This window comes from Pseudomonas syringae, assembly GCF_002157375.1.
Classification (GTDB): domain Bacteria; phylum Pseudomonadota; class Gammaproteobacteria; order Pseudomonadales; family Pseudomonadaceae; genus Aquipseudomonas; species Aquipseudomonas syringae_T.
The window spans coordinates 175,349-196,821 of sequence record NZ_MTSA01000006.1; the positions used below are offsets into that span (position 1 = coordinate 175,349).

Genomic DNA, 21,473 nt, shown 5'->3' on the forward strand with positions numbered 1-21,473 from the left:
GATGGCTGCCGTTAATGAAGGGCTCATCAGCTCGCGTCGATACAGGGTTGGCGCCGCGCTCATCGGAGCAGATGGTCGTTCGTATGTAATTGGAACGATCAATACCAAAGCACGGCAAGTAGTGCTGATTGGGCAGCTAGGTGAATCTCATGTCTACCAGGATGACGACTTTCGCAATACAGTCGCTTCGGGGGATCTACGCTCGGTCGTGCGTATTGAAACCCCATGTGGGGTAGAAGAGGTTTTTGAACCTCGATTCTTGAGTCCCACAGAAATTAAATCTAGAGATGAGCGGCAGGAGTACATCAGAGTTGTAGAGCAGCTGATTGAGGATTTTACTTGGAAGGATATCTACATTGAGATCCAAAGGCGATATGGCTCGCATCGTACTGTACCGTCAAGAAGATCAATTGAACGATACTGGAGAATTTATAAAGAGTCATATTCGCCAAACTGCTTAGCTGCACATTTTTCGGATCGTGGGGTTCATCATTCGTTATCGATGGAACCCGAGGTTCAAGAAATCATTCTTAACGTCATCGAGTCAAAGTATTGCAGTAGCAGTAGGTTTAGCATTCAGGATATTGTTCATGCAATTAATATTCGGTGTTCAGAAAAGTCAGCTGAGATCGGTGTTGAACTTGGCGGTGTGTCTAGGCGTACGGTAGGCCGATTCATTGCGAGACTAAATCTGAAAAATATCAAAGGTCGGCTGAACCCCCGCACCTTTCGTTTGATTATGCGAAATGCGTGTAGCTATCTCGATGTCAAAGAGCCTTATGCCCGCGTAGAGGGTGACTCTACGGTTTTGGACATCTTCATTGTCGATGCCTCTGGCAACGTAATTGGTTGCCCCACCTTCTATGCTTTGATCGATACAGCAACAATGACCATTGTTGGAATTCACCTCACCATTCAGGCAGCAAGCCAGGTCGGGTTGATGCAATCCCTGCAGTTTGCTTTTAGCCCCAAGGGAGAGCCATTTAAAACGCAATGGAGCTGTATGCATGAGTGGCCCGCCGCGGCAGATATCCGCACATTGGTTCTGGATAACGGATCTGATTGCCATGGCCCTATGATCGTTAAAGCGTCGCAACACCTGGGTATGATGTTGGAGTACTGTGTTGCCGGTGCCCCCTACCAGAAACCGTTTATTGAGCGTTTTTTTGGCACGTTGAACACGATGCTGATCAAGAAACTGCCAGGCGCTAAGAAATCACATGACAAGCGGGAAACGCATGGTCTGGAAGACGCACAAAAATCTGCGACCTTGACCATCGAAAAACTTAACGAAGTCATCATCCGCTGGATTACGGATTCATATCATATTAAGAAGAGTGATCGCTTGTCCGAAAAGTTTGGTCAGGAGTTTACTCCATTGCAGGCGTTGACTCGTCTGAGCCAGCAGTATGTAGTTTTTCCAGCCCCTTCGGCTGAAGAATTGATGGAAGCCTGTCGTCATTACTTAGAAGTCAAGTTAAGTATCACTCGTGAAGGTATTAACTATCAGCGCCAGTTCTATCAGAACGAGTATGTTTCAGCGCTTTTCAAAACAAACTCTACGGTGAAGGTAGATGTGTGCATTAATCCACTTGACTGCCGGTCGGTTCATATTTATGACCTTGGCTTGAAAGAGTGGGTCACGGTTCAAAATAAGAACCCGAACATGCCTGCTATTAGTTTTGAACAGGCTAAGGAAATCCGGAAGGCACATTATAAGTCAGACTTCGAGTTGTCTGGGGAAGATTACGTCATCAATCATATAAATATTATCGAAGATGCCAATGCGCAGAAACGTCCAAAAGGCAAGATTCGCGAGAATCAAAGAGCTCAACGAACAGTCGATAAAGCCAACGCTGCGGCGATCACTCCTGAACAACAATTGCCGATTGCTGAAACCGTTCTCGCTGCTGCTCCGACAGAAATCGTAGTTGCGCCCCACCGGAGGAAAAAATGATGGCGAATGAAGTCATTAAGGTGATTCGTTCTGAGGGCTTTTTCCATGGCCGGATGTTGAGATCATATCAGCGGGCCTTTCAAGTCATTGAGGCCTCCCTTGCCGGTGAGCGGCAAATCTTGCCGATGTTCGGCCCCAGCCGAATAGGCAAAGGAGAAGTCGCTCAGGCACTGATGGCAGACTTTCCCACGCAGGAGGTGAACGGCAAAATCTGTAAGCCACTGATCCGCGTCACAGCCCCAACTGAACCCAATCAGCGTGCGCTCACGCTAAGTATTATCCGTGGCCTCGGTGGTAGGGTACTGAGCAAATGCAGCACACCGGATTTGTACGATCAAGCGTTGCGCCAGCTAGAGATTGCGAAAGTCAGGGCGATCATCGTCGATGAAGTACAACATCTGGCAGAGCTACACAGCCCACAAAAAGTAAGAGCTCTAGCTGATTTCTTCAAAGTATTAAGCGATGAACTCAACATCTCTCTCATTTTGCTTGGTCTTCCTGCTGCTGAGCGCTTGCTGGGGCTAAATGAGCAATTACGTGGTCGCAGTTTGGCCACTGAGCTGATCTACCCCTACTCGTGGATTAGTGCTGCTGATCGCCAAGATTTTGCTGCGGGTATTTCGCTTGTGGCTGCTGCGTACAGTGAACAAGGCTGGATATTTGAGCTAAGTGGCGATGTAGCTATTAAGTCCCTTTATGCCTCCTCCTTAGGCCGCTTCGGTATGTTGGTCGATCTCTTCAGCCATGCCGAGACTAATAATGCCAACAAGATAATTGACGTTAGATGTCTAGCTAAAGCCTACCGTAACGCCGTCAATGACCAGCCTTTTTCTGGCAACCCGTTTACACCTGGCACCGTCATTTCGGATCACGATTTGAACGCCGCTTATGTGAAGGTGTTGCGCGAGGCTCATCTCCCTATTCCCCGGCTGTAGAGGGCAACATAAATGTCGTTTTTCCAAAATGTGGCCCTCCAATCAGGTGAAAGCCTGAACTCTCTTTTGATGCGAAAAGCGGAGCTCAACGGCTATGGTTGCGCTCAGGCGCTGTTGGGCGAACGAGGGCTCAAGTTAGCAGCCGCTTACTCGTCGCCAGAGCTCGCTCAAATCTGCGAATGTTTTGAGCTGAAAGAGGAACAGCTCAGTACAACTCTCATTGGCCAAACGCATTACCTTGGTCAACCCAGCTACCTTCGCAATGGCCATTCACCGGTCTGTCCAGAGTGCTTGGCCTCCGATGGATATGCTAAAGAGGCTTGGTCTCATCTGCTGGTCACAGCTTGTCCCACCCATGGCATTGTGCTGCTTGGCAACTGCCCCGACTGCGAGAAACCGATCAGTTACCACCGACGCACGCTGGAGCTTTGTGACTGCGGGTACGATCTACGGCTTGCTGTTAGCGCCCAAGCGTCAGAGTTCGCAATGATATTATCCGCACTGATGGCTGATGCGGGTGTCGGCGAGCACAAAGGGTTTACCGAGATTTGCCGCCGTCAGGGATTCGAACCGCTGTTGCCTGACTTCTTAACGCTACTCGCGAAGCACCAAGCTCAACGAAGCGGTTTGCCGATGGCTAAACCTCGCTTCAGCAGTTCTTCACCTTTGCAAGATTCGCTGGTGATGGTGGGTTGTTTGGAGTCGTTGCTGAGTGATTGGCCAGCACGTTTTGATGCGGCCATGCAAAACCAACTTCGCTCAGGCCATGGCGTTGGTCTCGCCGAACGGATTGGATCTTGGTACAGGGAGTTATTCAGCACCTACTCATCCTCCAGCTTTGATTTCGTTCGAGATCAGTTCAGGGCACAAGTGGCTGAACACTTTGACGGGCGCTTAGGGCTCAATACGCGCGCGATGATGTTTGGGCCTGATAACGCTGAAGCGATGCAGTGGTTCTCAGCGGCAGAGGCTGCGCGCTTGTTAGGAGTTGCTCCAGATATTCTGGCCAACCTAGTGATCAAGCAAGCTGTGATCGGGAGGGTTCACCAGGAAGGTAAGAGTCGCTTTGTCGCCATTCAGCGCTCTACGCTTGATCAGATCGCATCAGCACGTGCTGAATACCTTTCCGCAACCGAGGCTCGCCGTCGACTGAACGTCTCAAAAATATTTTTTGAGCGTTTCGTGCAAGCCGGAGGCCTCCGCCGGTACAAACGTGATGAGCGGCCTGTGTTAGTCGCGGGCGAATTTTTAGCTACCGAGATTGACGCAGTTGTTGCTCAGTTGATTAAACGGGTGCGTAAGAAAGCTCGGGTTTCTCTCCCCATCGGAATTCAGGACATTTCGGTAAGACACGGCATATCCAATGCCAAGATTGTCGCGGTGCTCCAGGACATTTTGCAGGGAACGATCTGCCCGACGGGGCATGTGCCAGCTCTCCCTGGACTGGCAGGCTTACAGTTCGATCAGGCCGAAATCGAACAGCGTGTTCGAGACAACAATCCGGACGTCGCGCTCAGCGTAGACCACTTGGCCCAGATATCAGGGTGGAAACCTGCAGTGATCAAGAAATGGATTCAGGGCGGATACCTTAATGCTGTCGAAGAGAAACATGGCAAAGCTAAGCGAGATGTAGTGCCTGTATCCGCGCTTGTTCGTTTTCTTCTGACATACGTTCCAACTGCTGAGATCTCCAAGCAGCTTGAGACCAAAACGCCCTATTTGCTCCAGTCCCTCCGGCCCGCGAAGATCGAATGCATTGTTCCGCCTCAGGAAGCAGGAGGAGCTCATCGTGGCCTGTTATTGCGGAGTGCTGACTTGGCACGCGGAGCTCAACTGCGTAAGCCCACTATCCGAGATTTGGCTAATCAAATGGCCCAGGTGGATTTTATCCAGTGTTAGCCGCCTGTGCGACAACGTAACCGGCGCCAGCTGGCGCATGGAGAGTCTGAAATGCATTACCTCAGTGATGTGGTTGAAGTGCTTTATGGGCCAGGCCAGCCAATGTCTGGTTCCGAAATGAAGAACGATGAGGCGATTGCGTACGTCCGGCAACATTGTCCGCAGGCGCCTTTTTGCTTAGTCCGGGATTGGGTTTGGGTCGATTTGGATGTTAGCGATGTGCAGCGAGCAGATCTGCAAGAAGCCCGTTGTCAGCCCGTGATTTTATATGCCCATACCGTCATACATGACAGTACCGATCAGTGGAGGTGTGGTGACTTTGTTCGAACCTCACCGCTACACGTTTTCCAAGATGGGTTTCTCTTTAAGACGTGCCGCACGGTTTACGTGCTGCTAGGCGGTGGGATGCGCAAGGTTTCAGCGCCTGATGTCCTAGAGCGCGTCCTCTAGAGCTGTATGAAATTGCTCGGGGCCTATCTAGCTGACCGAGTTGAAGGATGATCATCGACAAGTTTGCCCATGACAGCTTGCCCATGTCAGACGCCCCGCCACTCAGTGACCGTTTGAGGAAAAGACGATGCGCATTCACCTGCTCTCCGATTTACACAACGAGTTTGAGCCCTACCTACCGTCAAAACTGGATGTGGATTTGGTGATCCTGTCCGGCGATATTGATATCAAAACCCGTGGGGTTGCTTGGGCCGGTAAAGCTTTCACCTGCCCTGTGCTGTATGTGCCTGGCAATCACGAGTACTACGGTGGTCATCTCACCAAGACGCTGGAGAAAATGCGCTTGGCATGTGACAGTCATGTCCAGATTCTTGATCTCGAACAGGTCGTCATAGAAGGCGTCCGCTTTCTGGGTGCCACAGCGTGGACGGATTTTTCAGCTACCGGCAACGCTCCACTGGCATCCATAAGCGCCCAAAATCTAATGAACGATTTTCGGCAAATCCGTACCGAAAATTACCGGCGTATTCGGCCAAGTGACTTGGTTGAGAGGTCTGTGAATGCGCGAGAGTGGTTGTGGGCGAGACTGAAAGAGCCATACGACGGCGCGACGGTGGTGATCACACACCATGCTCCTTCGCTACGATCCCTTCAGGACAACCCGCATGCTGGTGGTCATATGGATGCTGCCTATGCAAATCGTTGGGAACATCTCATGGGTAGCGATCGGGCCAATTTGTGGGTACATGGCCATTCACACACAGCGGTGGACTATGACGTTGAAGGCACCAGAGTGGTATGCAATCCGCGTGGGTATCCAAATGAAGATACCGGTTTCGATGCTGGTTTAGTGTTAACGGTTTAATCGAGGAGAGGTTCAGTGGATAGCCTTTCCCGCTACTCCAGATGCCGCCTGGCTCGGGCTTATAGCTGCTATTTTCCTGAGCTGGTTACGGCTTTTCTTACCAATGTCATCATCGTGTCCTGCTGCGGATATGGCGTAATGTACCGGCATGTGAAGGCAAGTCGAGTAGGATATTTCCAAGACGGTCACAGGTTACGAACCTCTGACATTCTCCATGCAGACCGCTATGGCTCGTTTTGGGCACTGCGGACAGTCAGCGGAAGCTTTTATGTGATTGCCAGTTTTCATCGTAAGGGTGGCCGACAGTCGCTGCAGACTTTCCTCAGGCTTCGTTCAAAGGGCATTCATCTGACGCCAGAGCGGTTGCAGTGACAATCATTCTTTCAAATTAATGATACCCGGTGCCTACAACAGTACAGACGGCGAACCCTCGCGAAGAATCGACGGTAACCCGGTTCACGGGGCGCGAACTGCGTCTTTCTCATTACCTGGTGGCATGCAGCGGATCAACGGGCCAAACGACCTATAGTTAGCCGTTGAGCGGGTCGTGGCTGAGGATTGCTTCGGCTGGCTCTGTATCTTATGAGCCGCTTGCGTGCTCATTCAACGACCTGTCTGGCCGAGGCCAAAGATTTTATGCCGAATTATTAAAATCCAATAATTATTCGTGAGCCATAATTCCAAGACGGAATCTCGGCTTCCATACTACGACGTGCGCCTATGCGCCATTGGATGATCCAATGTCCCTCCAACGAGGTATATCGAATACGAATAGCATCTGGATACATCCGGTTGGCACCATCAACCCTCGGCAGTGGTGCTCTGTAAATCATCTTCGGGCCCGTTGTCTGCCCAAGGCAGTTCGGTCAACTCGGCAATGGACTGGAATTCTTTCAGGTACTCTGGTTGGTGCCGAGCTAACCACCGCACAACGGCAGCGTTGGCGAGAAGCTTGGTCAGGTAGCCTTTTATAACCGTCAAATGAAGGACATCAGGCCCATAGTCCTCTTCGACTGTCTTGATCTGCATCTGCAAGGCAGCTAGCTCGCGCTCCAAGCGTGCCATGGACTCCGCAGAAACCTGATGATCTTGAGAAGGCTTTTTTATCATCACGAGCTGGTCGGGTGGTGTGGCCGCTAATAGTGCTTTAGCAAGGAGAACCGATAGGTTTTTGTTCCCAATCATCAGTTCTGCTGCTTCGATTTGCCTTAAGGGTTTCATCTGCCGTAACAGGTTAAATACATTGGCCGGGCAGTCCGTGTCACCCAAAAGGGCTACGACCTCTGCGCAAATACCATTAAGCAGGCGAAATCTCTGCCTGATGGTCTGCGGTGATAGCCCGAGGGCTTTACCAAGCCTTTCGGCTGATACGCCTCGTTCCATTGCTCGTACGATCATTTTGTTACTTTGGACAGCGGATAATCGATTAGTACGTTTATTGTACGAATAAGTATCATCGTCAGTTGCTACCAAGCAATCTACTTTTAGCTCGCCTAAATCTTTCAGAACTTCAATGCGCAGATGGCCATCGAGCAGAAAATATTGTCCACTGGTGCCCGGTGCAGGTGTGACAGCTGGCGGCTCCACTAGTCCTACATCTTGGATAGAGGCAAGAATTTGATGATACTTAGTACTCTCTTTGACCGCAGGACGTAAGACCTTCAGCGGCAGAATATTAATGATTTCGACTCGAACGCATTCGTCCAGAAAAGCATTGTTGGGAGCATATATTGGCTGTGTTTTATCAGGGCTTAATTTTCGGTTAGACATCACAAGCCTCCTCTATTCGATAGTCTAGCCTGTATCAGCTTTGGCATCGAATCTAGGTGTTCTGTAGAAAGTAGCTTTTCGAAATCACTGACGGCCAAAAGCTCTTTTATAGCTTGGATTGAGAAAACAACACGGTCGTGAGTAAATGCTGCTTTTTTCACCATCAAACGCTGCCGCTCAGCCTCCCGCTCAAACAAATGCCTCAAGTCAGTTGGGGTAAGCCTTTTTTTCTTATTTTGGCTAACGCCCAAGGGATTTCCGCGTACAAGCTTGTCCTTCTTGGCCCGGAGCTCCAGGAGGTGCCGTAGTTTGGTGATTTTCTTTCCTCTGATCCCTCGTTCGTAAGCGTCGGTGAGTAAATCTTGAATATCACTTTCACTGCTCCGAGCGATATCCGTCGCCATGCTCAATGGGATCAGCCCGGTTTCAACAGCCGAGAGGAGTTTTTCTTCACCTCGCTCAATCAGATTAACAATCATGTTGACCCATGAGGATGTACTACCAATTATGGTTGCGATTTCCGCATCTGTTTTGCCTCGGCCTTTTAAGCGCCCCACTTCATTCATAAGGTCGATCGGACGATGTTGCCTTCGCGCAACGTTTTCCACCAAACTCATGACAAGGCAATCTTCTTCCGCCGAGTCGATCACGAAAGCTGGAATCTCAGTAGCCTCTAGAGCCAGGAACGCTTCTAAACGACCTTGTCCGCATACAAGGTCATAGTTGAAAGACCCTTGAGTTGACACTCTGCGGCTGACAGTAATCGGGCGTTTGAGTCCGACTGTTTTGATATTTTCGATAAGCTCATGGTGGATTTTCTTGTTTCTCGTTCGCGGGTTAAGTATATGAATTTCTGCGATAGGTATAAGTGCGATACGGTCGCGTGTGGTTAAGGGGACGGTCATTGACAAGCCTCCTTCAGAGAGCAGCGGGCAGCAAGCCCATCAAGTACATCCAGAGTTTGGAAACAGTAGCTGTCTATCAGAGGGCTGTTTTCTTCTGCCATTTTCTGTGGCCAGGCGCCCATGTCTATAAGTGGAACGAGGTAATAGTCCCGGACTTGAAGGTTTGCTCGCTCCATGCGCACAGCAATGGTGATATCTGGTGCCAGGCTAATGTCGAATCTCAGTTTCCATCGAAGAGTGCCTGCCGGAGTTGAGTGACAGCGGGCGATAACTACAGATGCCGTCCACTCACCGTTAACTGTTAATACGTCATTCTGAGCACTGATTTCTACACTCGCTCCAGCGTTTTCCAAGTGTTTTATTACGTCTTCAAAAACCTGTGGATGTAGTTGTCGTAGAGACCGATTGATATCCATATATCGATAATCTCGGTCTGGTGCGTAACCGATGAGGGTATAGGCGCGTAAAAGTCCACCAAAACGACTTATGTAAACAGTGCTGGAGGGCATGTTGTCCTGCTCGTCAATGAGCATCCCAGATAATGAGCCTGCCTGTTGAAGTAAGGCGCGGAGCAGTTCTAGCATTTGTGTATCATCTAGGCGGTGTGAACGCTGCAGGATGATTTCGCGAGCGCAGGTAAAAACCTCTAGTGAAACAATTCCTTGAAATGCGCCATCACAGCGTATCCACTTGTCGGGCGGGTTGCGGCTGCTACGTTTGCGTAGCTTGGATGATGTTTTGTTGTATACGTTGTTGCCAATATATTTCTCATTGGTCAGCACCTCGTGGACGCTGCTACGGCTCCAAGGACGATCAAAGTCGGTGAGCACACCGTCAGCATTAAGTGCGTTAGCAATTTCGCGTTCGTTCATCCCGTTGTGGATGAATCGGTGATAGATGTGTTGAACGATTTCTATCTCAGCTTCAGGCCCAGGAATTAGGATGACCCTGTCCGTCTGAATGCTTTTTTGCTGCCCCCGCGACAGTTCTGCCTTGAACTCATTTTTCTCATCAATCAGAGCGCGGCGCAGTCCATACCCTGCGGGCCCGCCCTGATGGAAACCCTTTTCCACAAGGCGGCATTGGCCAGCGAAAACTTTTTGAGAGAGCTCGCGACTGTACTCTCCTGCCATTGAACGTTTGATACCTTTATAAATCGTTGCCAGAGGCGAACCATCGTTCTCGAAGGGCTCTGCGCAATACACCACCTGGATGCCTGAGCTGGTACAGAGGTATTCATAATGAGCGCTCTCGTCTGTGTTCTGAAAGCGCCCCCAGCGACTGACGTCATAAACCAGAATAATTTGGAACTGAACATTTCCCGCCTGGACGTCATCGAGCAACCTACGCAGAGCGTCGCGGCCCCCGATGTCTAAGCCGCTTTTGCCTTCATCACGATAGGTTTTTACAATGTCCATGCCATGGCTCAGGGCGTAAGCATGAATAGCAGCCGATTGGTTTTCGGTGGAATAGCGTTGGTGATCAGTCGACATGCGAACGTATTCCGCAGCCGCTATCAAGCCGTCGGAGTAGTCTTCTAGTCTTTTTCGCATGGACGGAGAGGACAAGGCAGGCCTCCTCTAGACCAGAAAATTCCGGCCCATTCTATTCAGCCTAGCGTTGCTTTATGACCTGATGGTGACAAGGCATGGAGCAGACGCTAGGTGGGTTACAAGGCTATGGGGTACAGGTTTGCTGACTCCTCCTGCTCAACTGCGATGCTTTCATAAGACTTATATGGACTACAAATTCTGTTAGCAGTCGGCGAGAAAAATGCCTGTTCCATGCTGGCTGGAATCCCTGTAACCTTAGGGAAATTGCCAATTTGTCAATCTGGGTTACGCATTGAACTCTTTGAGTGGGCGGCGTAGCGGATATGTAGTGCGGTCAGCGCGCAGTTCTTCTGGCTTGCGGAAAATGACAATAAGTTGCGCTCGTTGGACGGAAGATGACATCTTGTTTGACGCGTTCATGTCATTAATCTTGCCCAATTCGTTCTTAAGTCATTGATTTTTATAGCGTGACGGATGACATTCATGTTGCCCGCCGACAGGACGCTTGATCAAACATCAACCCCGGCGAAAGCCGGGGTTTTTGTTTGTGTGGCTCAATTGCCTGATCGATCCGGAGGGCGCGCTTCACCCTCCCCTCACCGTCCCTTAGCCTATTTTTATTGAAGGCGACGTCCACGGGTGTGCAGGCCATTGCTGACTCATTGTGGTTCGATCAGCCCTGGTGTAGGTGACGGTTCCCCTTAATCGCGCGCCAACAAAAAACCGACCTCAAAGAGGTCGGTTTTTATTCATCACGGAAACTTATGCACGGTTTGGAGGTTTTAATCGCGGTGGGAAATAAGCAGTGGAATTAGGGAGTTACCGTCGTTTTCCAATGCTTTTTCAAAAACCGTACACAGGTTATCCACAAAATCACGCGGGCACTTTTTCGGTGTCCGTTGCGGGTGCAACCGGTGAGCCCAGTGCGCGTTGGGTGTCTTCATTCCAGGTCTGAACGCGCTCATTCAACGCTGCAATGGCGCGTGGGCCGGTGCCTTCGGCGTACATGGGTTCGCCGATCACCACTTGAATGGTGCCAGGCTTTTTCCCCCAGCCATCCCGAGGCCAGTATTTCCCGGCATTGTGAGCAATAGGCAGAACCGGCAGATCGGCGTTGACCGCCAGTGCGGTGCCGCCGCGTGAGAACTTGCCGACCTGACCGTAAGGCACGCGGGTGCCTTCGGGGAAGATCAGGACCCACACGCCGTCCTTGAGCAGCTCGTCGCCCTTCTTGGCGATCTCCCTGAGGGCCGCCTTCGGGTTGTCGCGGTCGATGGCGATAGGGCGCAGCATCGCCATTGCCCAGCCGAAGAACGGCACGTACAGCAGCTCACGCTTGAGAACCTGGCTCAGCGGTTCGAAATACGCCGACAGAAAGAAGGTTTCCCACGTGCTCTGATGGTTGGAGATGATCACGCAAGGTGTTGTCGGTACGTTTTCTGCGCCGGTCACTTCAACCTTGATGTTCAGGAACACGCGGGTCAGCCAGAGGGCACAGCGGCACCAGTAGACATTGATGAAGCGATAGCGGGCTTTGAACGGCAGGAAAGGAGCGATGAAAAAGCTCAATGAGCACCACAGCAGCGAGCTGGTGCCCAGCAACAGGTAAAAGAAGAAAGTCCTGATTGCCTGCATGATCGACATAGTTACGTTTACCGTACGGGCAGGTGCCCGCTCCTTGAGCGTCTTGAACCTGATGGATCAGCTGTTCAGTGAAGCGCTGTTGTGGATAAGTTCTGCGGCAACCGCCGCCAGATCGTCAAAAATAAGCGTGCCTTCAGGCACGTCACCGTCCATCGTTCGGCAGCCTTTGCCGGTCTTGACCAGCACAGGCTGAGAACCGACGGCCAGGGCGGCTTGCAGATCACCTTTGCTGTCGCCCACGAACCACAGACCCTTGAGGTCTGCCGCGTAGTGGCGGGCAATGGTCTGCAGCATGCCAGGTCTGGGTTTGCGGCAGTCACAGCCTTCGTCCGGCCCATGCGGGCAATAAACGATCAAACCCACCTCGCCACCCTGCTCTGCCACCAACGTGCGCAGGCGCGCGTGCATGGCGTCGAGTGTGGCCAGGTCGTAGTAACCTCGGGCAATGCCGGACTGGTTGGTGGCAACCGCCACCGTCCAGCCAGCCTTGCTCAGATCTGCGATAGCCTGGATCGAGCCGGGAATGGGCAGCCATTCCTCCACCGACTTTATGTAAGCGTCGGAGTCATGATTGATCACTCCGTCCCGATCCAGTATCAGCAGTTTCACCATCGACCCCTTGTCAGCCCAGCAGCGAGATGTCAGCGACGCCGAGGAACAAGCCGCGCAGACGCGACAACAAGGCATAACGGTTGGCACGCACGTTGGCGTCTTCCGCGTTGACCATGACCGCTTCGAAGAACGCATCGACCGGCTCACGCAGCATGGCCAGACGCGCCAGCGATTCGCTGTACTGGCGGTCGGCAGCCATTGGCTGAACGGCGTGATCAGCCTGCTGGATCGCTGAATACAGCGAGAACTCGTTGGCGTTGTCGAAATACTTCGGCTCGACGGTCTGGGCGATATTGCCCTCGGCCTTGCTCAACAGGTTCGACACGCGCTTGTTCACGGCAGCCAGTGCAGCGGCCTGCGGCAGTTTGCGGAACGCTTGAACCGCCTGAACGCGCTGATCGAAATCAAGCGCCGAGGCAGGCTGCAAGGCACGCACCGAGAGGTACACCGCCACATCGACGCCTTCGTCTTCGTAACGCGCACGCAGGCGGTCGAAGATGAACTCCAGCACCTGCTCCGCCAGACCGGCCGGCTTGATCTTGGCACCAAACTGCGTGACCGCGAATTTCACGGTCTCGACCAGGTTCAGGTCGAGCTTCTTCTCGATCAGGATTCGCAGGATGCCCAGCGCTGCACGACGCAGCGCATACGGGTCCTTGCTGCCGGTGGGCAGCATGCCGATACCGAAGATACCGACCAGCGTGTCGAGCTTGTCAGCGATAGCAACCGCTGCACCGGTCAGTGTGGTCGGCAGTTCGGCACCTGCGCCGCGTGGCATGTACTGCTCGTTGAGCGCCAGCGCGACATCTTCCGGCTCGCCGTCGGCCTTGGCGTAGTAGTAACCGGCAATGCCCTGCATTTCCGGAAACTCGCCCACCATCTCGCTCGACAGGTCGCACTTGGACAACAGGCCCGCACGCGCTGCACGCTGAGCGTCGCCGCCGATGCGGGGGGCGATGTAGGCGGCAAGCTTCGAAACACGTTCGGCCTTGTCGAACACGCTGCCCAGCTGAGCCTGGAACACGACGTTTTTCAGGCGGTCGTTGAAGGTTTCCAGCTTCTGCTTCTTGTCCTGCTTGAAGAAGAACTCGGCGTCGGTGAGGCGTGGACGAACCACTTTCTCGTTACCGGCGATGATCTGTGCAGGGTCCTTGCTTTCGATGTTGGCCACTGTGATGAAGCGCGGCAGCAGCTTGCCATCGACATCCAGCAGGCAGAAATACTTCTGGTTGTCCTGCATGGTGGTAATCAGGGCTTCCTGAGGGACTTCCAGGAAACGCTCTTCGAACGAACACACCAGTGGAACCGGCCACTCGACCAGCCCCGCCACTTCATCCAGCAGGCTTGGCGGCACGATGGCCGTGCCTTCCTGCTGGGTCGCCAGCTCTTCGACGCGCTTGCTGATGATCTGGCGACGTTCGTTGAAGTCGGCCAGCACATGAGCCGCGCGCAGGTCGCCAAGGTAACCGGCAGGCGAGGAAATACGGACGTCTTCCGGATGATGGAAGCGGTGGCCGCGAGAATGACGACCGGCGCTCTGGGCGAGGATCGTGCAATCAACAACCTGATCGCCGAACAGCATGACCAGCCACTGGGTCGGCCGCACGAACTCTTCCTTGCGAGCGCCCCAGCGCATGCGCTTGGCAATCGGCAGGTCGTTCAGCGAGTCTTCGACAATGGTCGGCAGCAGGGACATCGTCGGCTTGCCGAGGATGGTCTGGCTGTAACGCAGTTTTGGACCGCTCTGATCGATTTCGCTCAGGTCGACGCCGCACTTCTTGGCGAAGCCCAGTGCTGCCTGAGTCGGGTTGCCGTCAGCGTCGAACGCTGCCTGACGCGGTGGGCCGTCGAGGTTGACGCTGCGATCCGGTTGTTGCGTGGCCAGTGCGGTGATCAGCACAGCCAGACGACGCGGTGCGGCATAGACCTGTTTGGCGCTGTAGGTCAGCCCTGCGCCCTGCAGGCCCTTTTCAATGCCGGCCAGAAAAGCATCGGCCAGGGAAACGAGGGTCTTGGGTGGCAGTTCTTCTGTGCCCAGTTCGACCAGAAAATCTTGAGCACTCATTGCGCTGCCTCCAGCTTGGCCAACACTTCATCGCGTAGATCGGGCGGCGCCATCGGGAAGCCGAGACGGGCACGGGCTTGCAGGTAGGCCTGAGCCACCGAACGGGCCAGCGTGCGCACGCGCAGAATGTATTGCTGACGCGCAGTCACGGAAATCGCGCGGCGGGCGTCGAGCAGGTTGAACGTGTGCGAAGCCTTGAGGACCATTTCGTAACCCGGCAATGGCAACTCCAGCTCGATCAGGTGCGCGGCTTCGCTTTCGTAGAAGTCGAACAGTTCGAACAGTTTGTCGACGTTGGCGTGTTCGAAGTTGTAGGTCGACTGCTCCACCTCGTTCTGGTGGAACACGTCGCCATAGGTCACTTTACCGAATGGACCGTCAGCCCAGACCAGATCGTAGACCGAGTCCACGCCCTGCTGGTACATCGCCAGGCGCTCGAGGCCGTAAGTGATTTCGCCGGTGACCGGGTAGCATTCCAGGCCGCCGACCTGCTGGAAGTAGGTGAACTGCGAGACTTCCATGCCGTTGAGCCAGATTTCCCAGCCCAGACCCCAGGCGCCCAGCGTCGGCGATTCCCAGTTGTCTTCGACAAACCGTACGTCATGCACCAGCGGATCGAGCCCGATGTGCTTGAGCGAGCCCAGGTACAGTTCCTGAAAGTTGTCCGGGTTAGGCTTGAGAATCACCTGAAACTGATAGTAATGCTGCAGGCGGTTCGGGTTCTCGCCGTAACGGCCGTCAGTCGGACGACGGCTTGGCTGTACGTAAGCGGCGTTCCAGGTTTCCGGGCCTACGGCGCGCAGAAACGTGGCAGTGTGGAACGTGCCGGCGCCTACTTCCATATCGTAGGGCTGAAGTACCACGCAACCTTGTTCTGCCCAGTATTGCTGGAGGGCGAGGATCAAGTCTTGGAAGGTACGCACGGCTGGCGTAGGCTGGCTCACAAATTTCACCTGTGCTGGGCTGCGATTCAAAGAGCGGGAGTATACCCGATTCGGCCGCACGTCCACTCTTGGGAGCCCTATGACACGCTGCTTTTGGTGCAACGAAGACCCCCTGTACATCGCTTATCACGATCAGGAGTGGGGAGTGCCGCTGCGCGATGCGCAGAAGCTCTTCGAGTTGCTTTTGCTCGAAGGGTTCCAGGCGGGGTTGTCGTGGATCACGATTCTCAAGCGCCGGGCGCGTTATCGCGAGGTTTTGCACGGCTTTGATGCCGAGCGGCTGGCACAATTGAGTGACGCCGAGATCGAAGCGCTGATGCTTGACCCGACCATCATTCGCAACCGGCTCAAACTCAAGGCCGTGCGCACCAACGCGCGGGCCTGGCTGGCGCTCGAAGACCCGGTCAGCCTGCTCTGGTCGTTTGTCGGTGGCGAGCCGAAGGTCAATCATTTCAAGGATCGCAGTGAAGTGCCGGCGATCACCGTCGAGGCCGAGGCGATGAGCAAGGCGCTGAAAAAGGCCGGCTTCACCTTTGTGGGTCCGACGATCTGTTATGCGTACATGCAGGCCAGCGGCATGGTCATGGACCACACCGTCGATTGTGATCGATACGCGGTGTTGAGCCGCTGACGTTACACTACCCGCCTCGATAATCTGGGAGTCATCTGTGGATAAGTTCAAAGGCGCCGTAATGGTCGGGGCGTTGCGTTTGTTTGCGTTGTTGCCGTGGCGAGCCGTGCAGTGGGTCGGCACGGCCATCGGCTGGTTGATGTGGAAACTGCCTAACCGCTCACGCGAGGTGGCACGGATCAATCTGTCCAAGTGTTTTCCCGAGCTGAGCGAGCCGGAGCTGGAAAAGCTGGTCGGCCGCAGCCTGATGGATATCGGCAAGACGCTGACCGAAAGTGCCTGCGCGTGGATCTGGCCTGCACAGAAATCGATCAATCTGGTGCGTGAGGTCGAAGGGCTAGATGTGCTCAAGGATGCGCTGGCCTCTGGCAAAGGCGTGGTCGGCATCACCAGCCACCTGGGCAACTGGGAAGTGCTTAATCATTTCTATTGCAGCCAGTGCAAGCCGATCATTTTCTATCGCCCCCCTAAATTGAAGGCGGTGGATGACCTGCTGCGCAAACAGCGTGTGCAGTTGGGCAACCGGGTGGCGGCGTCGACCAAGGAAGGGATCCTCAGCGTTATCAAGGAAGTGCGCAAAGGCGGCTCGGTGGGCATTCCGGCCGATCCGGAGCCGGCAGAATCGGCGGGCATCTTCGTCCCGTTCTGCGGCACCCAGGCGCTGACCAGCAAGTTTGTGCCGAACATGCTCGCTGGAGGCAAGGCGGTCGGCGTATTCCTGCACGCCATGCGCCTGCCGGACGGTTCAGGCTACAAAGTGGTACTGGAAGCCGCTCCGGAAGCCATGTACAGCACCGACACCGAAACCTCGGCAGCGGCAATGAGCAAAGTGGTCGAGAAGTACGTACGGGCCTACCCGAGCCAGTACATGTGGACCATGAAACGCTTCAAGAAACGCCCGGCAGGTGAAGCGCGCTGGTATTAGGAAAGATCGGACGCAGAGCGTCCAGAACTGCATGCGACGCAGAGCGCCGCACGATAGTCGAGAGTATCGTTCCTCACGATGCAGCCCGGACACCTCTCGTTCCGCACGCTCCGCGTTACAGATCTGTGCCGCGTCGCACGGGAAAGATCGGACGCAGAGCGTCCAGAACTGCATGCGACGCGGAGCGCCGCACGATAGTCGAGAGTACCGTGCCTCACGCTCCAGCCCGGACACCTCTCGTTCCGCACGCTCCGCGTTACAGATCTGTGCCGCGTCGCACGGGAAAGATCGGACGCAGAGCGTCCAGAACTGCATGCGACGCGGAGCGCCGCACGATAGCCTCATGCTCCAGCCCGGACACCTCTCGTTCCGCACGCTCCGCGTCACAGATCTATGCCGCGCCGCCTGCTCAAGATCGGACGCAGAGCGGCGGTTGCGCGCTGGATTTAGCTCGCCGCCGCAATCAATCCGCGCCGTTCCAATGCTACTTGCGCCCCTTCCGAGCTCATCCTCACCAGGTTCACCGGGATGGATTTTGCCGCCGGGGTGTTGCTGCGGCTGTCACGGTTGGCCAAGGGCAGCAGGCCATTGGTTTCCGGGTAGTACGCCGCGCAGCAGCCTTGCGGCACATCATAGGGGATGACCTTGAAGCCCGGTGCGCGACGCGGCGTGGTCAGGTCCAGCGCGGTCTGGAATTCGATGTAATCCCCGGCCTTCAACCCCAGGCGTTCGATGTCCTGCGGATTGAGCATCACCACCATGCGGTCGCCAAAAATATCCCGATAACGGTCATCGTTGGAATACACCGTGGTGTTGAACTGATCATGGCTGCGGATCGTCATCAACTGCAGATGCTTCGCGCCCGGTGGCGTGTCGTCCTCGTCGTAGATCCCTTCAGTAAAGAGGAAGTTGGCCTTGCCGGACTCGGTGTCCCACTTACGCTCGCTGGCAGCGTTGGGCAGGCGGAAACCGCCGGGTTCTAGGATGCGCTGATTGAAGTCGTAAAACTGCTCGGGCAGCACTTCTTCGATCTTGTCGCGGATTCGTGCGTAGTCGTTCACGTAGCTGTCCCAGTCCACCTTGGGGTTGGGCGCAAGCGTTGCCTTGGCGATACCAGCGATGATGGCGACTTCGGAAATCAGATGCTTCGACGCAGGCTCCAGCATGCCGGTCGAGCCATGCACCATCGACATCGAGTCTTCGACCGTGATGGTTTGCGCCACGCCGTTCTGCATGTCCCGTTCCGAGCGCGCCACGCAGGGCAGCAAAAAGGCTTTCTGGCCATGCACCGTGGCACTGCGGTTGAGTTTGGTGTTGACCAGCACAGTCATTTTCAAGCGGTTGACGGTCGGGCAGATCACGTCGGTATCCGGAATGGCGCGGAAAAAATTGCCGCCCATGCAAATGAGGGCTTCCACCTCGCCACGCAGCAAGGCTTCGCAGGTTTCAGCCACGGCGTGCCCTTTTTCTCTGGACGCCTCGAAACCGAACACCTTGCTCATGCTGGCCAGAAACGGCTCACCGGCTTTTTCATAGATGCCCATCGTCCGGTCGCCCTGCACATTGGAATGCCCGCGCACCGGACAGGCCCCGGCACCGAGCTTGCCGATGTTGCCGCGTAACAGCAGCAGGTTGATGATCTGCTGCATCGCGTCACCGCCGCGCTTGTGCTGAGTAATGCCCATGCCCCAGCAGCAGATGACTCGTTCCGAGCGTATGTAGACCGCCGCCACATCCTCCATCGCCTGACGTGTCAGCCCCGAGTGACGCTCGATGATTTCCCACGGTAACTGTCGGCAGTAATCGGCGTACTGCTCCAGGCCGTGGGTGTGTTCTTCAATGAAGGCCACATCGAGCACGCGTGGCCGATGATCACGCTGAGCCGCGTCATCCGCTTCGATGACGGCTTTGCAGATACCCTGCAGGGCGATCATGTCGCCGCCGATCCTGACCTGATGATACTGCGAGCTGATCTCCACGCCATGCAGGCTGAGCATGTCGCGCCGATCTTGGGGTGAAGCAAAGCGTACCAGCGCCTTCTCGCGCAGCGGATTGAACGAGATGATGCTGGCACCGCGACGGGCGGCAGCGTGCAGCTCGGACATCATGCGCGGGCTGTTGCTTCCGGGGTTCTGGCCAATGATGAAAATCGCGTCGGCGTTCTCGAAGTCTTCCAGCGTCGTGGTGCCCTTGCCGACCCCGATTGACTCCGGCAGCGCCACGGTGGTGGTCTCATGGCACATGTTCGAGCAATCAGGGAAATTGGCCATGCCGTACAGGCGGCCAAACAGCTGATACAGAAACGCCGCTTCGTTCGAGGTGCGCCCGGAAGTGTACAGTTCCAGTTTCCACGGGTCGCTCAGATGGCGCAGCTCTTCACCGATCTCGGCAAAGGCCTCATTCCAACTGACGGGCAAGTATTTGTCGCTGGCAGCGTCGTAGCGCATCGGCTCGGCAATGCGGCCCTGTTTTTCCAGATCGTGATCGCTCCAGGTGGCCAGCTCACTGACCGTATGCTGGGCGAAAAACTCAGGCGTCACGCGTTTTTTTGTCGATTCCCAAGCCAGTGCCTTGGCACCGTTCTCACAGTATTCAAAAGTGTGCGGCTTTTTTGGGTCGGGCCAGGAACAGCTGGGGCAATCGAAACCGCCAGGCTTGTTCATGGACAGCAGCGTGCGGTTGCCCTTGATCAGCACATGCTGGTGCAACAGGTGTTTGTTGACCGCATTCAGCGCGGGCCAGCCGCCCGCCGGGGAACCGTCGGTTTGCGAGCCTTGAAGGGGGGCATTGGAGTCGGACATTGCGTATGTTTTCCCTGGTAAAGCCCGTCACAGGCTTAGTGCGCGTGTACGTGTGATACACGGGCCCAAGGAGAATTCGCCCGGATCGACGAGCGTTGCCGACCGGTCGGGTCGGCAAGAGGTTCATTCAGGATGGCGGCTGTTCAGAAAAAACTCAGACCCACCTGAAACAACCGCTCCACGTCGCGGATGCATTTTTTATCCACAAGAAACATGATCACATGGTCGCCCGACTCGATGACCGTGACATCGTGGGCGATGAGGACCTGTTCATCACGAATAATCGCACCGATTGCCGTACCGGTCGGCAGGTTGATGTCCCTGATGGCGCGCCCCACCACTTTGCTGGACTTGGTGTCGCCATGCGCAACGATTTCGATGGCCTCTGCCGCGCCGCGGCGCAGCGAGTGAACACTGACGATATCGCCGCGGCGCACGTGGGCCAGCAGCGTACCGATCGTCGCCAGTTGGGGGCTGACCGCAACGTCGATCTCTCCGCCTTGCACCAGGTCAACGTAGGCCGGGTTGTTGATCAGCGTCATCACCTTGCGCGCGCCCATGCGCTTGGCCAGCAACGACGACATGATGTTGGCCTCATCGTCGTTGGTCAGGGCCAGGAACAGATCGGTGTTAGCGATGTTTTCTTCCAGCAACAGGTCGCGATCCGAGGAACTGCCTTGCAGCACCACCGTGCTGTCGAGGTGCTCCGACAGGTAACGACAGCGCGCCGGGTTCACTTCAATGATCTTGACCTGATAGCGGCTTTCGATGGCTTCGGCCAGACGCTCGCCGATGTTGCCGCCGCCTGCGATGACGATGCGTTTGTAGTTTTCGTCGAGGCGTCGCAGTTCGCCCATCACCGCACGAATGTCGGCTTTGGCAGCGATGAAGAATACTTCGTCGTCGGCTTCGATGACCGTATCGCCCTTGGGCAGAATGGCCCGGTCACGCCGGTAAATCGCTGCGATGCGCGTGTCGACGTCAGGCATGTGTGCTCGCAACTGACGCAGTTGCTGCCCCACCAGTGGCCCGCCGTAATAGGCTTTGACCGCGACCAGTTGCGCCTTGCCTTCGGCAAAGTCGATCACCTGCAACGCACCGGGGTACTCGATCAGTCGCTTGATGTAATTGGTGACCACCTGTTCCGGGCTGATCAGCACGTCGACCGGAATCGCATTCTTGTCGAACAGGCCCGCGCGGGTCAGGTACGCCGCCTCACGGATGCGCGCGATCTTGGTCGGTGTGTGGAACAGCGTGTGGGCGACCTGACAAGCGATCATGTTGGCTTCGTCGCTGCTGGTCACAGCCACCAGCATGTCGGCGTCGTCCGCACCAGCCTGGCGCAGCACCGCCGGATAAGAGCCTTTGCCCTGCACCGTGCGAATGTCCAGACGGTCGCCCAGATTGCGCAGCCGGTCGCCGTCGGTGTCGACCACGGTGATGTCATTGGCTTCGCCCGCCAGATGCTCGGCCAGCGTCCCGCCCACCTGACCTGCACCCAGAATGATGATTTTCAA

16 protein-coding genes are annotated in these 21,473 nt (G+C 55.1%); 7 read left to right on the top strand and 9 right to left on the bottom strand.

All coding sequences use genetic code 11. The features are described from left to right. Nucleotide 1: 1 nt before the first annotated feature. The 5 genes from BW686_RS09440 (at nt 2) to BW686_RS09460 (ending at nt 6,106) form a co-directional block, all read left to right on the top strand. Nucleotides 2–1,957, top strand: coding sequence for a DDE-type integrase/transposase/recombinase (locus BW686_RS09440; RefSeq protein ID WP_084916049.1), 1,956 nt, complete (start codon nt 2–4; stop codon nt 1,955–1,957). Next, a complete protein-coding gene (locus BW686_RS09445) occupies nt 1,954–2,892 on the top strand; it encodes a TniB family NTP-binding protein (protein ID WP_169790031.1) in 939 nt (312 codons plus the stop codon). The genes BW686_RS09440 and BW686_RS09445 overlap by 4 nt, the downstream gene beginning before the upstream one ends. Nucleotides 2,893–2,904: 12 nt before the next feature. Continuing rightward, nucleotides 2,905–4,791, top strand: a complete 1,887-nt coding sequence (locus tag BW686_RS09450; protein ID WP_084916050.1) for a TniQ family protein — start codon at nt 2,905–2,907, stop codon at nt 4,789–4,791. A 117-nt stretch (nt 4,792–4,908) separates the two neighbouring features. After that, complete coding sequence (locus BW686_RS27450) at nt 4,909–5,241, top strand: DUF6957 family protein (RefSeq protein ID WP_373270996.1); 333 nt, start codon at nt 4,909–4,911, stop codon at nt 5,239–5,241. A gap of 127 nt (nt 5,242–5,368) precedes the next feature. Further along, nucleotides 5,369–6,106, top strand: a complete 738-nt coding sequence (locus BW686_RS09460) for a metallophosphoesterase (protein WP_011102956.1) — start codon at nt 5,369–5,371, stop codon at nt 6,104–6,106. Nucleotides 6,107–6,907: 801 nt separating this feature from the next. Here the strand turns inward: BW686_RS09460 and BW686_RS09470 are convergent. From BW686_RS09470 to glyQ, 7 genes are all read right to left on the bottom strand, one after another. After that, nucleotides 6,908–7,876 (bottom strand): plasmid partitioning protein RepB C-terminal domain-containing protein, encoded by a 969-nt coding sequence (locus tag BW686_RS09470; RefSeq protein ID WP_011102957.1) that lies wholly within the window; start codon nt 7,874–7,876, stop codon nt 6,908–6,910. Continuing rightward, a complete protein-coding gene (locus BW686_RS09475) occupies nt 7,876–8,781 on the bottom strand; it encodes a plasmid partitioning protein RepB C-terminal domain-containing protein (protein ID WP_011102958.1) in 906 nt (301 codons plus the stop codon). The genes BW686_RS09470 and BW686_RS09475 overlap by 1 nt, the downstream gene beginning before the upstream one ends. After that, a complete protein-coding gene (locus BW686_RS09480; protein WP_011102959.1) occupies nt 8,778–10,334 on the bottom strand; it encodes a recombinase family protein in 1,557 nt (518 codons plus the stop codon). Before BW686_RS09480 ends, BW686_RS09475 begins: the two co-directional genes overlap by 4 nt. Before the next feature lie 873 nt (nt 10,335–11,207). Next, nucleotides 11,208–11,978, bottom strand: a complete 771-nt coding sequence (locus BW686_RS09485) for a lysophospholipid acyltransferase family protein (RefSeq protein ID WP_084916051.1) — start codon at nt 11,976–11,978, stop codon at nt 11,208–11,210. A gap of 57 nt (nt 11,979–12,035) precedes the next feature. Then, nucleotides 12,036–12,590: a D-glycero-beta-D-manno-heptose 1,7-bisphosphate 7-phosphatase gene (gene gmhB, locus BW686_RS09490; protein WP_179149218.1), complete on the bottom strand. Its 555-nt coding sequence runs from the start codon at nt 12,588–12,590 to the stop codon at nt 12,036–12,038. 10 nt (nt 12,591–12,600) lie between these two features. Beyond that, complete coding sequence (glyS, locus tag BW686_RS09495) at nt 12,601–14,655, bottom strand: glycine--tRNA ligase subunit beta (RefSeq protein ID WP_084916052.1); 2,055 nt, start codon at nt 14,653–14,655, stop codon at nt 12,601–12,603. Then, nucleotides 14,652–15,599, bottom strand: a complete 948-nt coding sequence (glyQ, locus tag BW686_RS09500) for a glycine--tRNA ligase subunit alpha (protein ID WP_084916053.1) — start codon at nt 15,597–15,599, stop codon at nt 14,652–14,654. Before glyQ ends, glyS begins: the two co-directional genes overlap by 4 nt. A gap of 79 nt (nt 15,600–15,678) precedes the next feature. Between glyQ and BW686_RS09505 the strand changes: the two genes are divergently transcribed. Together BW686_RS09505 and BW686_RS09510 are read left to right on the top strand one after the other, a co-directional pair. Next, on the top strand, nt 15,679–16,230 hold the full coding sequence (locus BW686_RS09505) for a DNA-3-methyladenine glycosylase I (protein ID WP_084916054.1): 552 nt from the start codon (nt 15,679–15,681) through the stop codon (nt 16,228–16,230). A gap of 37 nt (nt 16,231–16,267) precedes the next feature. Then, nucleotides 16,268–17,155 carry a lysophospholipid acyltransferase gene (locus tag BW686_RS09510; RefSeq protein WP_084916055.1) on the top strand — a complete coding sequence of 296 codons (888 nt, stop codon included), beginning with the start codon at nt 16,268–16,270 and terminating at the stop codon, nt 17,153–17,155. Nucleotides 17,156–17,601: 446 nt separating this feature from the next. On the opposite strand, the gene BW686_RS09515 is transcribed toward BW686_RS09510, so the two are convergent. Continuing rightward, on the bottom strand, nt 17,602–19,956 hold the full coding sequence (locus BW686_RS09515; RefSeq protein ID WP_084916056.1) for an FdhF/YdeP family oxidoreductase: 2,355 nt from the start codon (nt 19,954–19,956) through the stop codon (nt 17,602–17,604). A 143-nt stretch (nt 19,957–20,099) separates the two neighbouring features. After that, nucleotides 20,100–21,473, bottom strand: a complete 1,374-nt coding sequence (gene trkA / locus BW686_RS09520; protein ID WP_084916057.1) for a Trk system potassium transporter TrkA — start codon at nt 21,471–21,473, stop codon at nt 20,100–20,102.

Bases quoted from the DNA above. Each gene is read 5' to 3' on its own strand.
- BW686_RS09515 (WP_084916056.1), bottom strand. From the start codon at position 19,956: ATGTCCGACTCCAATGCCCCCCTTCAAGGCTCGCAAACCGACGGTTCC.
- gmhB (WP_179149218.1), bottom strand. From the start codon at position 12,590: ATGGTGAAACTGCTGATACTGGATCGGGACGGAGTGATCAATCATGAC.
- BW686_RS09505 (WP_084916054.1), top strand. From the start codon at position 15,679: ATGACACGCTGCTTTTGGTGCAACGAAGACCCCCTGTACATCGCTTAT.
- BW686_RS09480 (WP_011102959.1), bottom strand. From the start codon at position 10,334: ATGCGAAAAAGACTAGAAGACTACTCCGACGGCTTGATAGCGGCTGCG.
- BW686_RS27450 (WP_373270996.1), top strand. From the start codon at position 4,909: ATGAAGAACGATGAGGCGATTGCGTACGTCCGGCAACATTGTCCGCAG.
- BW686_RS09440 (WP_084916049.1), top strand. From the start codon at position 2: ATGGCTGCCGTTAATGAAGGGCTCATCAGCTCGCGTCGATACAGGGTT.
- BW686_RS09460 (WP_011102956.1), top strand. From the start codon at position 5,369: ATGCGCATTCACCTGCTCTCCGATTTACACAACGAGTTTGAGCCCTAC.
- BW686_RS09470 (WP_011102957.1), bottom strand. From the start codon at position 7,876: ATGTCTAACCGAAAATTAAGCCCTGATAAAACACAGCCAATATATGCT.
- BW686_RS09485 (WP_084916051.1), bottom strand. From the start codon at position 11,978: ATGTCGATCATGCAGGCAATCAGGACTTTCTTCTTTTACCTGTTGCTG.
- BW686_RS09475 (WP_011102958.1), bottom strand. From the start codon at position 8,781: ATGACCGTCCCCTTAACCACACGCGACCGTATCGCACTTATACCTATC.
- BW686_RS09450 (WP_084916050.1), top strand. From the start codon at position 2,905: ATGTCGTTTTTCCAAAATGTGGCCCTCCAATCAGGTGAAAGCCTGAAC.
- BW686_RS09445 (WP_169790031.1), top strand. From the start codon at position 1,954: ATGATGGCGAATGAAGTCATTAAGGTGATTCGTTCTGAGGGCTTTTTC.
- glyS (WP_084916052.1), bottom strand. From the start codon at position 14,655: ATGAGTGCTCAAGATTTTCTGGTCGAACTGGGCACAGAAGAACTGCCA.